Raw genomic sequence first — 14270 nt, forward strand, 5'->3', positions numbered from 1 at the left:
TGCTATTAGATCGTCTTATGCCACTAAGGTTGACGATTCGCTGCTCAATAGCAAAGTATCTGCATTTTACTGAAAGTAGTTTTCGAACCCATCGACACTTTGTCACAAATTCCTAGCGTCGAATTCTGAAATCGATCGTGTTATGAATTCGGCATGGGGTGCAAATGAGCAGGACTGACACTTTGCGGAGCGAGCTGGCTAGACTCGTAAAGAACGAGGCGGACGCTCAGCAGGAGGTCGCTAAGCACGCACGCGACGCCAATAAACACGCGGCAGACGCATCGAAGAAGATCCAAGCTGCTTCCAAGACGAAGAGTCCGATGTCGCGTGCAAGCTATATCCGGCAGGCCGAGAGCAGTGCAGCGAAAGCGGCCGCTTCCGAAAAGAAGGTCGCCGCTGCCAAGAAGCATCTGGCGGACCTGGCAAAAGCGAATGCGGCCAAACAAAAAAGTCTGGATAATGCCGAAAAATCTGAACGAGCAGCTTTAGCGCGCCAGACTTCGAAAGATCGAAGGGCAGAGGAAAGCCATATTCGTCGAATGGCCTCACTTCGGAATGGCATGGCCGCCCTGCCGGCGCCCAAGCCCGAGCCATTGCGGGTTTTGTATCTGACCACAAATCCTGAGATGCTTTCCGGAGGTGCTCTGAGAACAGATGCTGAGGTGCGCAATGTGCAGAATGAACTGCGCGGCACGCGGTACCGCGACAGCGTGGTGGTGCGGCATCTTCCGGCAGCAACGTTTGAAGACATGCTGAACGGGATGAACGATATCAGACCCCATGTCGTCCACTTTTCGGGCCACGGCGGCGGTTCGGGTATCCTCTTCGACAATGGTAGCGTTGCATTGCCAGCCGGTGTCGGTATCGATTACTCACAGTTGACAAGATTCCTGTCGGCGACAGACGAGCCGCCAAGGCTCCTGGTCTTGAACGCTTGTGACACCCTAGACGGAGCGGACGAGTTGTTGAGCGCGGTCCCCGTCGTCGTCGCCATGTCGGATAAAATAACAGACACCGCCGCGGTCGTGTTCGCAACAAAATTTTATTCCGCAATCGCCAGTGCACAATCCGTCGGTAGTGCCTTAAATCAAGCACGCGCCGTCCTTTCCGTTTTGGCGTCAGCGGAAGATCATTTGCCCGAATGCGTTTGTCGAGAAGATGTCGATGTGGACAATCTGGTTCTGGTGACTCCCGACTGAGCGGCTATTAGCAAAATGTCAGTGGCGATTGGAGCAACGGGATGACACCCCGCTTTCGGAGCACAATAGGATTGAGGGGCAGACGGTATGTCAGGTCGGTTCGTCCGCATACCCGGCTGTCCGGCCGTTCATTCAACCGCAGCACGAATTCGCCGCATGGACGAGTTGGTTCAACATCTCTCCATCACTTCTGAAGTCACCCAAGTCAGACGTCTCGAACAGCCGATAAGGTTCAATGGTCCACTTCCGGTAAAAGTCCAGAAATCAATACCTTGCGCATTGCGTACCTTCGTTCGAACCAGATTAGCGCGAATTGCACACGCCAGCAAAATTGAAGTCCTTAGCCAGAAATTGACACCGTATTCCTGGCTAAGCGTTTCAAATTGAAATCGTTAGTCAGAAGCCACACCCGGAATCTGCTCCGCTTATCCCGCGCATCTGGTGAAGAGCAAATTCCCGCTCGCGTGCCATTGATTTCATGTGTTTTTTATTGCAAACCGGAAGCTATTTCAACATTCACTATCGTTACCATCTATTAACCATACTTGCCCCATAACTATCGATAACTAACCCTTATCGATAGGCGTATACAGCCAAGACATGCGCATCTGTCGCTGCTTAAAACGCCCATAGTCCTTGCTTTTCGGACATCTCTACGATCGCATGGACGCTCATCTGCCTATTATCGGCATTTTCAAACGACCCATTTCTAATCACTCGCATTATTGTACAAGGACAATCCGCCCCGGTTAATCTCGAACAGTCCTGCCTCGCCCATGCTGGGTCTAGACCAAGGCAGATAACGTTCGACACGTTCTGGCATCGGATCAAGGGCAAGTTGCGGCTGTGCCGTGTTGCCCTGCAGGGAGGCCCTTGACGACGCAGCGGGTGGGAGACAGTCGTGGAGCATTGACACTTCATACGAAGATTGTTCTACGGGTTGAGACTTGATGCCTGTTGGACTGAAGCGGGTCATTTCGGCACCAACTGCAGATGGGATCCCTTCGACCGTAGTGCTGCCATGAGCATCTGGCCCACGGAGAACTCCCCTGCCCTCGCCTTGTCGGTGAGTGTACGCAGATAAGCGCCGGCTGAATTGATGCTTTGTATCCGCCGCAGCATGCAGGCAATAACAATGGCGGTTTCTTGAATTCCCAAAACGTTGACTGCGTCGTTATAGGTTGATGGCGAGATGCCCAGATAACCGCGAACCTGGGTTGCCGTTCGGATCAAATCGCTCCAGCCGCCAATGCCGTTGATGGCATAATCTGCAATTTCGGGACAGGCTTTCATCACCATGCTCAAGGGATAGTTCGTTACATTTTTCTTTTCCTTCTGAGCTTTTTGGACCTGTTTGAGCGTTGCCTCTTGGTCGGTCCGAATGCGAGGTTCAGAATTAACTATAGTATCGGTATGTGAATTCTGTTGCTGCCGCTCGTTATTGGACTCATTGGCGCTCGCATTTTGGGTATTTACATGGTTTTCCAATGCTTTGGCCACTAGCTCGTGAAGTGCAGCCAATTCGCACAGGAAAGGCTCCAGGGCCGCGATTGTGGCTCGCCGAGGGATTGCGTCAACGACTGCGCGGAACCGTATCCACACGTCGTCCCACTGGCCTGGTATGTCTTGGGCGACGGCAACCTCGATCAATTTGGCAATATCGCGCCTGTGAAGCGTCATCCGCTCGCGAATGAGCCTGAGTGCCATTGCCGAGGCGCGAACGCTTGCTGCGGCGTTCTGCAACTCCTCTGCGCGCGCCAGCAACGGCGCCAGTGAGAAGCCGAAAGCATCGGTGATCTCTCCTGCCCCGTCCTTGCGCGAATAGCGCTTGCCGTTGGGGCTGTCCTTCCGCGTTATCAGGCCACATTCAACGAGCAGGGCAAGATGTCGGCGCAGCGTTGCGGGAGCCATGCCGTGGGCGCGCAGGCTCAGCTGGATGTTTGAGGGGAACACAACCAGGCCGTTGTCTTCGGACAGTTCGTCGTCGGGTAGAAACGACAGAAGAGCGTTGAGAACAGCCAGGGAGCGATCGCTAACCCCGACGATGCTCTTGGCTTCACACAGCCAGCGATAGAGCTGCCATTTGTCGACGGTTTTTCCTTCTTCAACCTCTTTTGCCCTATGTTGTGCTTTCAAATGCGCAAGCGTCATCGCGCGGCCCCCGAAAGGGGTCGTTATAGGAATTCCAAGCATCTCCGTTCACCTTTTTAAAAGGCAAAAGACTTCCGCTCGCCAAAACGACGTCAAATACTCTTGACAGGGATTCGGGGAAATGCGATTCTCTAGCTGTTCAGACTTATGAGAAGGGCTTCCGCGACTACGTCGTTAGGGGGCCTTTTTCTTTTGCGTTGTCAGTCTCCTGTTGTTTCGCCTTTTGACCTTTTGAATGCCTCATAAAGGCCATCCAACCTGCCTGTGATAAACTCTGCAAACTCCCGACCATAGTCTGCCTTGATGCTGATTGAAGCCTTCTTGGCGGTGCCGTTAACGGAAATACTGCCTGATTTGTCAGCTGGGCTCCAGGCTGCAAGGGGTGGGGGTTCGCTGACCTTCTCGGCTTTGTCGTTGAGAAGATCAATCATCCGTTGAAAACGTTGTTCGCTGGGCAGCGCCCTAAAGTTGTCCGCGGACAACAATACCATCAGGTCATTCCTTTTAGCCTTCGACAGCAACTCTGCGAGTTCCATCCATCGCCGTCTTCCGACCTCGGGTGCAGCCCCGATGGCTTCAATCAACTCGATTGGTACTTGACGCACAACCGAGATCATCTTCGAAAGGGCCGCCTTGTCGATCCCGAGAGCAGCCATGATCGTGTCCCTGGAAAATGCCCGATCCTCGAGCCGAACCGCAAACAGGGCTCTCTCGATGTAGGAAAGGTTGGTCCGAGTGTTGTTCTCCTGGCCTTGGCTAACCACAAGCTGATCATCGGACAGTTCGCGGATGACAGCCCGGACCTTGATGCCAAGCTCCTTGACGGCCGCTAACCTGCGATGACCATATGCCACCTGATAGCGGCCATTGGTCTGCGGGTGCGGTCGGACAAGAATTGGTACCTGCTGTCCATGGTCTTTGATCTGGGAGACAAGTTCGGCAAGTTCCACGGGATCGATGCCAAGTCGGTCACTGATAAACGATCCGTCGATCAAGGCAGGATCAAGTTCGACAATCAATTGGCCTTCTGCCAATTGTTTCTCAAGGTCCTGAGCACGTTCAAATTTCTGAGTGATATTGCCCAGCGTTTTGGTGATACCCCCGATAGGAGTGCTGCGGACCGCGGGAGTGACGAACCCTGCGATGGGCCTTGCCGCAGAAATTGCCGTTGCTTGTTGGAGCGTTGCATCTCCGTCGGCAGAAACTTCAATCAAATTCTTGCGAGCCATTATTTGCGCCCCCATGTTGATTTCAGCAGGCTCTCGATTTCAGAATTGACCAAGTTCAAGGATTCCATCGCGCGATCATAGGTGCCACGAGTGAACTGGCTTCGGTCAACCTCATAGAGTGTTTGTTTAGTGACGCCGGCGTCGGAGATGGCGGTGGATTTCAGCATATGATTGTGCAGCATCCGATTGCCGAAGATGGCGCGCATGAAGCCAGTCATTTGACTTTGCGGGCCGTCGTTAGGCTCATATCTGGTAACGAGATAGCGCATCCAGTCGTAGCTGGTGCGTCCTCCTGCTCTTTCGACGACGGCCATCATCTCACTCGTCATGGCGAGAAATTGCGACATGGACATCACATCCAGCATCTGCGGATGCACGGTGATCAAAACCGACGTCGCTGCACACAAGGCGGACATCGTCAAAAAGCCAAGCTGAGGCGGACAGTCGATAATGACCACATCGTAGAGACTCTCGATATCCGTTAGGACCTCCCCTATGCGGGCAAAGAACATGGATTCTGCCGATCCGGACGTAATCGCTCTCGGGGTCTCGTGCTCGAACTCCATCAGTTCGAGGTTACCCGGAACGATATGCAGGCTCTGAGTGTATGTTGCCCGAACGATGTCCGCGATTGGACGTGGCTCTTCGTAGCGGATCGCACCGTAGAGCGTCTCACCCTCGCCGACATCCAGTTCGGGTTGATGCCCGAAAAGTGCCGACAAAGAGGCCTGTGGATCCAGGTCAATCGCCAGAACCTTGTGTCCGCGCAGGGCAAGATACTGGGCAAGGTGCGCCGACGTTGTCGTCTTGGCCGACCCGCCCTTGAAATTCATCACGGCGATGACTTGAAGTTTTTCACCCGGACGGCGGTTCGGGCTGTATTTAGGGGCTCCGTTTTTCTCGTCGAGAGATCGACGGATATTGTCCATATCATCGGGTGTGTACAACCGCCTGCCGTTTGCCAGAGGCTCGGGTCCGTGTCCTTCGGAAGCTACCTGGCGAAGATACCCTTCGCCAATACCGATATAGAAGGCGGCCTCCGCGGGTGTGAAGTGACGGATGGTCTTTTGGGATGTTGGTGGAAATATTTTCTGTTGATGCAGTTGGAGTTGCCGTGACAACTCGATCGAATCCGCCGACAACATTGACGGCAGGTGTTCCTGCTCACTGTTCTGCATAGGTGTTTGTAACATCGGCGAATCCTCGAACTGCGCAATTGCCGCAGAATTTTATCGAACTGCGCAGTTATAATATGCTCCGATTCGTAAACGATTCACAAATGTTTAACCATAGGGCAGCAAATAGTGCCCCGGAGCTGTTGACGGGGCGATGGATCGCAACAATTGCGGCCAGTTGTCCGCGGACAACTTTGGCAGGTGGCACCGCACCACAACTGCGCGCGATGGCATTTCCACAGGTCTACCAACGGGAAATACGCGGTCAACTTTCGCGGAGCCGAATTTGCCCAAGATCAGCATTGGGGAAAAATGCGGTCCGGGTTCAGCAGTCAGCCAACCTAAAGCCGGTGAATCTTGAAATCGGCGCAGCGCAATCCTACCATTATTACGTCAAGCGGCTTACCCTCCCAAGCCGCTTTAATCGGACGGGCAGGACACCTCCCAGGCTGTCGGTCAATATAGAAGCCCGGCGCCCTCCCCCCAGAGCCGGGCTTTTTACGTGCAAGGTCTCGCATAGCAGGCACGGGCATTCGGGTGTTCTTCTCGCTCACTTTCCAGGATAAACGACGGTTTGCACGGGACGGCCAATTTCTGCGAAACGTTATCGGCTGGAACACTGCCGCTTGGGCGATCAACCGAGCTGAGCGATTACACCGCAACTAAGCTGTGGCGCCGCAGCTGTGGGAACCTTATCACGCGACTGTTCGAGTGCATCCAGCAGCCGGACGCTCTGGTTTACCGTCAGCCGGAGTCGAACCCATGCCGGCGAAACGGCAATGGGATGGAGCTCGAGCCGGCGATTGGCGGTTTCAGCATCAGATTGTTCGATACGGCGTCAGAGGCTGGCGATCGATGTCCACCACCGATAGTGCCGTTCCTACTAACGACTGCTTAGCCCAGGCAGCAATCGATGCGGGTTACTCATCGTTGGCTTACGCGGTTTCAGCCTTGCCATGCTGGACGGAAAATGAGGGCAGGGGACGGGTGTCTTTTGCGCCGGTAGGCAAGAGTCGCGGCATGGCGGGTGCGTCGCAGCTTGGCACTGGCCTATATAATCCAGCTTCACATTCCGGGCGACCCCTAATCAGCGCTGGCACCGCATACTGGATTCCACTGGAATGGACCACAAACGTCAGCAACGGGCCTGCTGCGGCCAGCCGGGGAAGGGGAGCCTGACAAAGACGCAGCCGGGCCGTACGCCATACAATGCTGCCAGATGCTTGAGTCTTGCGACGTCTTTCCAGAGCCATCCAGGGCTGCGATCGAAGCGTCAAGCCGACGAGACATGGTCACAAATGGCCCTTCATCGTGCCACGCGCGGATTTCCGGGTGACAGGCGCGGCTATTTCCCGCGTTGCCTTGGATTCGGCAATTCGTTGCGAGATTGTTTTTCCCTGCGGATGCACGTCAGCGCAGCGATTGGAAAGTTGCTTTAGGAAATGATGGCCGTCGCCCGCGTCGATCTATGCCGGCAACTTCGAAGGATGAACCTTGGCCTCGCAATCCTGTTTGCCACGCTCGGGATGGTTTCTGATTGGATCGACGAAGCCGCATTCCTCATATTTGCTCGAAACCGTAGCAAAACGCACGTTGGCCAATGAACCTGCGGATGCCATCGAGAGCAGTCGACTCAAATAGGTCGGCGGTAGTGATACGCAGCTGCGGGATAGCTTCACTAACGCCAGAAAAACCATGGAAATTCAATATGGTTTTCTCCGCACCAAACCGGCCAGAGCCTGCGTCCCGAAAGCGGGGTGGCAATTGCAATGATAAGGCAGTTGATCGCCAGAATCCACGCATTTACTTGATCCGGATGAAATTCTTGCTTCTAACACATCCTGGGAAACCGGTTCGAAGCAATCAAGACCATCCTTCGCACGAAGCTGAAGTCACCTAATCCTCGATGCCAGAGCTGCCAGGCGAGTATGTTCCGTCCCCGCCGACCTCAACACCTCTGGGATGCCCGCGCTGGTGCAACGATCCTGCCGGCGCAAGTCAGTCCAGCTGTCCAAACCGGATGCGTGGCTGCGAGGCATCCAGGCGGATAGCCTCCACAGCTGCCTGCCAGGCTTCGCGCAAAACTTCTTATGCCGCCGCCAGCGCAATAAATGAGATCAGTCGAGCCGGGGCCTTGTAGGTGTCTTCCACCTGTTCTGCCGACTGCCTGGAAGAAATACCGGCATGACCCGGAAATCCCTGGTGCCATCGAACAGGGGAGTGAGGCACTGGCACGCCGACGCGATCGATAACGCCCTCCTCGCTCAACTTGTTGCGCCAGCCTGTCGATATGAAGATGATCGACCCCGGCAATGCGCCAGAATTTCTGCCAGTCGACGAAGCTGACCCGATATCAGGGGAGCGTGAGAACAGGCCCCAGCCATTGCAGTGGCCATGTATCGGCAGATCCATATGGGTCGCGGCGTGAAGCCCCATGCTGTAACGCACGTGCGATTCGCATCGCAGGAGATCGGCGTTGCGCTTCATTTCATCCATCTCGCCGGTAATCTTGAAAGAACACATCGGCTTCTTGCCGATTCTGGCCTCAAAGTCGTTGAGTACCTTCGTTACGGCTCCGACACGATCAGCCAACGGGCAGTTCGGCCATTGGCCAGCTGCGCATCATCCTTCGGAAATCTATTCCCCCTCAGCCAGTTGCGAGACTAGGCTGGCAGTCTGTGCCGGATCAAGGCCGACGCTTGGCTTGATGATCTACCAATCAAAGGTCGCAGCGGCGGCACCCGCGAGTTTGCGCGTTCCGCCTATGCCTGCCTCGGCCTGGGGCAGGCGACGGCAAATTCTCGTGGAATTCCACCTCAAGCAGACAAGGTGCAGAGAGACCTCTCGCAATTCCAAAAATTGCCTGCAACGCTTGCCAGAACATTGGCAAGCGATGCACCCTGATTGGCCAGCGACCAGGACAGCGAATTGCAATGTATACAATCAAACCCGAACACAAGATCTGCCAGCAAGATACGCTGAGGGCCGCGCCTGTCAGTTCGCCATGGACGGAAGGTCTGATTTACTTTTTAGCCATGAGAGAAAAAGGCCGGCGGCTTTGGGATGTCGTGTGCGTTTCGGCAGAATGACGAAGTAGGCGTTCCTGGTCTTCACCGCTGCCTCGCTCACTCTGACTAGCCGGTTCTGGGCCAGCAGGTCTCCGACCAAGAGTCTCCAGCCCAGGGCGATACCTTGGCCATTGAGTGCAGCGTAGATGGCCTCGGTATAAAAGCTGCAGCGGAACCCGAGCGTTTTCCTGGGGGCCTTGACCGAGAAGGCTGCGAGCCATTCGGTCCACCCGATCCAGGTGGGATCGTCAACATCGTTGGCAATGAGCGGATGGCCTGTCAGGTTGTCCGGCGTCATGATCTGAGCAGCTCCCTTGGCGTAATCTGGACTGCAGACCGGAAAAACCTCCTCCTCGAAAAGCAATTCGGCCTGGCCATCCGCCCACATGCCACTGCCGAACCTGATTGCAACGTCCAGTTCCCCAGATTCGATGTTCGGCGTTTTGTCCTGGGTGACGATACGAAGATTGATCTGCGGATGTTGACGAGAGAACTCGGAAATTCTTGGCAGCAACCAAAAATGCGAAAACGCCACAGTTGCAGAAATCGTCAGTTCATCTTTGTGTCCGTCCCTCAAGATTTCGGCCACCGAACCGGCGATGAGGTCGAACGCATCTCCGGCTGCGGCTGACAAGGTCATGCCTTTCTCCGTCAGCTCGATCTTCCGATGCAACCGGATGAAGAGCGGAAATCCGAACTGCTGTTCCAGAAGGTGGATTTGGCGGCTCACGGCCGCTTGCGTGACGCCAAGCTCATCGGCAGCCTTGGTAAAGCTCGCGAGACGGGCTGCAGCCTCAAAAGCCGTCAGTGCTGTCAAAGGCGGCAGCTTTCGGCGACGATGCATGGAAAGGACCTTTCAGCTTTGGCCGTGGTTCGCAACAGCTACTGCATTACATTTGATTATGTCAATGGCAACTATTTGTGGCGTTGAAGCGCTTGGTTTTCGCGAGCATTATGGCGCAACAACGGTCATAAGGTGAGATTATGCTAAACAAGGTCTCGTCATCCATTACAACGCTGCTGGACGAACGCCGTGCCGGGCATTCGCTGCCTGCTGGCCTTTACACACGCGACGACGTGTTCGAAGCTGATGTTGAAGTGTTCTTCATGAATCACTGGATCCAGGTGGGCGTGGAATGCGACGTTCCAGAACCTGGTGATGCCAGCGTCATCGATATCGGGTCCACCAGTCTCATCTTGCTCAGAGACGATGACAACCAGATCCGTGTCATGCGCAACGTCTGCCGCCATCGCGGCTCTCGCCTGCTCGACGCCGGCTCCAGCGTGATTTCCAAGCTTGTATGTCCCTACCACCAATGGACCTACGAGCTTTCGGGAGAACTCAGCTATGCACCGCATATGGGCAAGGACTTTGACAAAAGCTGCCGGAGCCTGAAACCGGTGAACTTTCGGTCGATTGGCGGTCTTATTTACGTATGCCTTTCCGACGACCCCCCGACAGATATCAAACGCCTTGAAGAGGTTATGGAGAAACGCCTTGCTCCCTATGATCTGCGCAACACAAAGGTCGCGCATCAGGTCGACGTCATTGAAAAGGGGAACTGGAAACTCACGATGGAGAACAACCGCGAGTGCTACCATTGCTCGGCCAATCACCCTGAGCTCTGCGTCTCGTTTGTTGACCTCGATTTTGGTTTCGATCCCGATTCCCTTAGCCCTGAAGATCGCAATGAGGCAGAGGAGCATTTTGCCCTCTATGCCGAACGCACGAGAGGCTGGGAGGAGGCGGGCTTTCCGTCGGCAACGGTTGAACAGGTCAGACATTGCGAAACGAACTTTCGCACGCAGCGCCTCATCATCTCCGGAGCGGGCGAATCCCAGACAGAGGATGCAACGGCCGCATCGTCCAAGCTTTTGGGAACGATGGCGCGCAAGGATCTTGGTGACCTGCACCTGTGGGGTCACAACAGCTGGAACCACGTCATGGGCGACCACGCAGTCACATCCACGGCAGTTCCCCTGTCGGCAGATACCACTTTGGTGCGGACAAAGTGGCTTGTGCACAAGGACGCGGTGGAAGGGGTCGACTATGATCTTGACAAGCTGACCCATGTTTGGGTCGCCACGACCGAGCAGGACTCCGAACTTGTTGCACGCTCCTATGCCGGCATTCAGGATTCCGCCTACGAGCCTGGCCCCTATTCAAAGTTCAGCGAGGGCGCCTTGGATGACTTTTCGAGCTGGTATGTCGAGCGTATGCGCGCCCATGGCTACTGAGATGCTTGCAACGGCGGGAATATCTGCAAGTGGGGAATTGTGGGATCCGCAGTCGGACGATACGCTCGTGTGCATCGACATCCATGCGGAAACGCACGATGTAAAAAGCTTCACTTTCGTCTCACCCGACCGCAAACAGTTCGCCTTCAGTGCCGGGCAATACTTTCTGTTCGAGCTCGGACCCGGCGACGGGGACGCCAGCCGCTGCTATAGCATATCTTCTTCGCCGCTTCGCAAGAACGCCATCACCATCACCGTGAAGCGCGTTCCCGGGGGAAAAGTCTCGAATTGGCTGCATGATACTCTGGCGCAGAACGCCGTTATCCGTGCGAGGGGACCACTGGGGCGTTTCGTGCGGCCAGCAGCAAAAAAGTACCTTTTCCTGTCGGCTGGTTCGGGAATCACGCCGCTCATGTCCATGGCGCGCGAGCTCGCGGATACCGCTGAGCCCACCGATGTCATCTTTGTTCATGCCGGACGCAGCCCGCAAGACCTCATTTTCCGCAGCGAGCTGGCGAACCTGGCAAGCCGGATCAAGGGTTTTAGGCTTCACCTGCTTCCGGAAGACATTGGCACCGAGCGGTGCTGGCCAGGCCTGTCGGGCCGGATCTCCAGCGAGTACCTGGCTCTGGCGGTTCCGGACATGGCTGAGCGGGTCATTATGTGTTGCGGGCCGGCGCCGTTCATGGCGGCAGCTCGAAACATCAGCGCAGAACTTGGCGTACCCCGGTCCAATTATTACGAGGAAAGTTTCGATGCCGCGGCGACCGAGGCCGCTCCGGTGCCCAACGAAGAGGTGATCGAGGCGAAATCTTTCCGGGTTCACTTTTCGAAGCAGAACAAGTCGATTGACGTGCGAGCCGACCAGACCGTCCTTTCCTGCGCCAGGAAATCCGCAGTGAGAATTCCATCATCGTGTGCCAACGGTATCTGTGGAACCTGCAAGTCCCGGCTGACCAGCGGCATCGTCGACATGAAGCACGATGGCGGCATCAGGCAAAGGGAGATTGAGGCCGGCTTCTTCCTGCCATGCTGTTCCAAACCGTTAAGCGACTTGGTCATTGACCGATAGTTGATCAAATACGATTGACGGAGGGGTCGCGTGCCCGCCTTCACGCCCACGGCGACGGGTCAGCCGGCCGATCAACGCGTCATGCACATGGCGTTGTTACTGGCTCCTTCTTGTTTCCGCAGATAGGCGATGCGCCGCTCTATCGGCACGGCATTTTTCGCCCATATTCGCCCGGTGCGCGCCAAACATATTCTGTTGCTTGATGTACCCAGCCCATTGAGCCGATGAAAACAGCCGCGGGAAGGGCCCTGGCATCTGGACACCCGGGATTGCGCAAGGCGGGCAAAGACACCCGCCGGGATCGGGCGGCTCTTGTCTAGCTAGGGAAAAGGGCGGCCGTGACTTTGGTTGATGCTCCTGCGGATGTGATGCACCGCTTTAAAGACCGCAAAAAGCACCAGAGGAATGGCCGCCAGAACGGCAAGTTTTGCCACATGCGGATCAAGCCCCAGCCCCGACATGCTTTCAAGACTTATCTTGGCAAGACCAACGCCGTAATAGGTAATCGCGATGACCGAAAAACCCTCGACGGCCTGTTGAATATGCACCTGGACCCGCGCCCGCTCCTCCATGGACGTCAGGAGGGAGGCATTTTGATCCTCCAGTTGAACCTGAACCGTGGTCCGGAGCAGGTCTCCCGCCAAACTGATACGCCCGGCCAGTTCATCAAGGCGTCTTTCTGCGGCGCGAAAGGAACGGATCGCAGGCTGGAACCGTCGATCGATGAACGTGCCGATCCGTTGCCGCTGTTCGACGCGGCCCTCGCGCAGTTCCTCCATCCTGCTGGTGACAATCTCCGCATAGGCCATCGTTGCTCCGAAGCGTTGTCGGGCAATCGCGGAGAAGTTGAGCACGTCCGATGACAGCCGCGTTACGTCGGACAAGAGTGTCTTGTCGACCTTGATTGTGCTGTGCATATGGGCGATCAGGTGTTTCAGGCGCCGATCGAATAGCTCAAGATTCAGGACGGTTTCCCTGGCCACCGGCATGGCCAGCAATGCCATCATCCGGTAGGTCTCGATTTCGAGCAGCCGGCGGACCATACGTCCGGTCCGATAGGCATTGAGATTTCGGTTAAAGAGCAGAAGTTCGACAAAGCCGCTTTGCGTGAGACGAAAATTCGAGTGCACCTCCGCATCACCGCCGCCGACCTCGGACGCCACAAAGTCGGCGCCGGGTTTTTCAAGCCGCTGGCCGTCCTTTTCATCGCGCACAATGACGCGCACGGCGGCGATGACCTGTCCGTCAGCGCGGTCGCAAAGTTCCTGAAACGCCTGGGGAGGTGTGCCGCCAACACTGTCAGAGGGGCGCACGACAAAGGTCAGTGTCAAGAATTCGGTGTGGAGTTCCCACTTGAGGCGGCCGCCAGCGAAACGTGCGATCCCATGCTTGCCTTGCTGCGTGGTCGACACCTCCTCCAGCCCGGGAAGACCATCCGGGGCCGAAGGAGGGCCGTCTTTGCCGATGATTGCGACATGCCACACGTCGGTGTCCCCATCAAAGTAGAGCGATGGACGCGCGTGAAGCTCGTTGTGAAGCTCGTCTCGCAAGGGATGTTCAAAACGAAAGCGCATGGCGTCAATCCCCAATTCCGTTTGTTCATCCCTGCTATTCAGCCGCAGCCCTGGACGTGAGATGGCTTATCGGCGTGACCATCGCCTGAATCAGGCTGTTCATGCTGATGATGCCTGTGGCCTTTCCATTGTCGTCCACGACTGTAGCAAACTGCTGGTTGGCGTCCGTCATGGTCTTGGCCGCTTCTTCGAGAATGGTGCCGGTTCTGACGGTTACGCCGCCTGTGGACGCCGGCATGCCCGACTGCGTGGCGATGGTATCGACCATGATCACGCGTCCCCGGTTAACCTCCTTCACAAAGCTGGAAATATACTCGTCGGCGGGTTGCAGGACGATATCCTGGCCTGTCCCCTGTTGAACGACTTCGCCATCGCGCAGAATCGCGATCCGATCTCCGAGCCGCAATGCTTCGTCAAGATCGTGAGTGATGAAGACGACCGTTTTCTTGATCTCTTTCTGCAGGTCGAGAAGGACAGATTGCATGTCCATCCGGATCAGCGGATCGAGTGCGGAAAAAGCTTCGTCCATCAGAAGTATGGGAGCATCATTGGTGAGCGCACGAG

Annotated in this window: 10 protein-coding genes; 3 read left to right on the forward strand and 7 right to left on the reverse strand. The window is 55.8% G+C overall.

Translation table 11 applies throughout. From position 1 onward, the window contains the following. Positions 1-182: 182 nt before the first annotated feature. Positions 183-1199: a CHAT domain-containing protein gene (locus tag CU100_RS18205; RefSeq protein WP_170113884.1), complete on the forward strand. Its 1017-nt coding sequence runs from the start codon at positions 183-185 to the stop codon at positions 1197-1199. 972 nt (positions 1200-2171) lie between these two features. Here the strand turns inward: CU100_RS18205 and repC are convergent. The 5 genes from repC to CU100_RS18230 form a co-directional block, all read right to left on the reverse strand. Continuing rightward, entirely contained in the window at positions 2172-3392 is a 1221-nt protein-coding gene (gene repC / locus CU100_RS18210; protein ID WP_106717952.1) for a plasmid replication protein RepC, read from the reverse strand. Positions 3393-3550: 158 nt separating this feature from the next. Further along, entirely contained in the window at positions 3551-4579 is a 1029-nt protein-coding gene (repB, locus tag CU100_RS18215; protein ID WP_106717953.1) for a plasmid partitioning protein RepB, read from the reverse strand. Continuing rightward, positions 4579-5772: a plasmid partitioning protein RepA gene (gene repA / locus CU100_RS18220; RefSeq protein ID WP_106717954.1), complete on the reverse strand. Its 1194-nt coding sequence runs from the start codon at positions 5770-5772 to the stop codon at positions 4579-4581. Before repA ends, repB begins: the two co-directional genes overlap by 1 nt. 2070 nt (positions 5773-7842) lie before the next feature. Beyond that, a complete protein-coding gene (locus CU100_RS18225) occupies positions 7843-8346 on the reverse strand; it encodes a hypothetical protein (protein WP_106717955.1) in 504 nt (167 codons plus the stop codon). 402 nt (positions 8347-8748) lie between these two features. Continuing rightward, positions 8749-9666: a LysR substrate-binding domain-containing protein gene (locus CU100_RS18230; RefSeq protein ID WP_106717956.1), complete on the reverse strand. Its 918-nt coding sequence runs from the start codon at positions 9664-9666 to the stop codon at positions 8749-8751. 140 nt (positions 9667-9806) lie between these two features. Between CU100_RS18230 and CU100_RS18235 the strand changes: the two genes are divergently transcribed. Both CU100_RS18235 and CU100_RS18240 read left to right on the forward strand, forming a co-directional pair. Further along, positions 9807-11060: an aromatic ring-hydroxylating oxygenase subunit alpha gene (locus CU100_RS18235; protein WP_106717957.1), complete on the forward strand. Its 1254-nt coding sequence runs from the start codon at positions 9807-9809 to the stop codon at positions 11058-11060. Next, the gene (locus tag CU100_RS18240) at positions 11050-12132 is read left to right on the forward strand and encodes a hybrid-cluster NAD(P)-dependent oxidoreductase (RefSeq protein ID WP_106717958.1); all 1083 of its coding nucleotides are present in this window, start codon (positions 11050-11052) and stop codon (positions 12130-12132) included. Before CU100_RS18235 ends, CU100_RS18240 begins: the two co-directional genes overlap by 11 nt. 320 nt (positions 12133-12452) lie before the next feature. On the opposite strand, the gene CU100_RS18245 is transcribed toward CU100_RS18240, so the two are convergent. Both CU100_RS18245 and CU100_RS18250 read right to left on the reverse strand, forming a co-directional pair. Then, on the reverse strand, positions 12453-13706 hold the full coding sequence (locus tag CU100_RS18245; protein WP_106717959.1) for a DUF3422 domain-containing protein: 1254 nt from the start codon (positions 13704-13706) through the stop codon (positions 12453-12455). 34 nt (positions 13707-13740) lie between these two features. Then, positions 13741-14270 (reverse strand): CBS domain-containing protein (locus CU100_RS18250; protein ID WP_146141873.1); only part of this gene is annotated, 530 nt, incomplete at its 5' end.

The organism is Phyllobacterium endophyticum (assembly GCF_003010935.1).
In the GTDB taxonomy this organism is placed as follows: Bacteria; Pseudomonadota; Alphaproteobacteria; order Rhizobiales; family Rhizobiaceae; genus Phyllobacterium; species Phyllobacterium endophyticum.

Bases quoted from the DNA above. Each gene is read 5' to 3' on its own strand.
- repA (WP_106717954.1), bottom strand. From the start codon at position 5,772: ATGTTACAAACACCTATGCAGAACAGTGAGCAGGAACACCTGCCGTCA.
- repC (WP_106717952.1), bottom strand. From the start codon at position 3,392: ATGCTTGGAATTCCTATAACGACCCCTTTCGGGGGCCGCGCGATGACG.
- repB (WP_106717953.1), bottom strand. From the start codon at position 4,579: ATGGCTCGCAAGAATTTGATTGAAGTTTCTGCCGACGGAGATGCAACG.
- CU100_RS18240 (WP_106717958.1), top strand. From the start codon at position 11,050: ATGGCTACTGAGATGCTTGCAACGGCGGGAATATCTGCAAGTGGGGAA.
- CU100_RS18230 (WP_106717956.1), bottom strand. From the start codon at position 9,666: ATGCATCGTCGCCGAAAGCTGCCGCCTTTGACAGCACTGACGGCTTTT.
- CU100_RS18245 (WP_106717959.1), bottom strand. From the start codon at position 13,706: ATGCGCTTTCGTTTTGAACATCCCTTGCGAGACGAGCTTCACAACGAG.
- CU100_RS18235 (WP_106717957.1), top strand. From the start codon at position 9,807: ATGCTAAACAAGGTCTCGTCATCCATTACAACGCTGCTGGACGAACGC.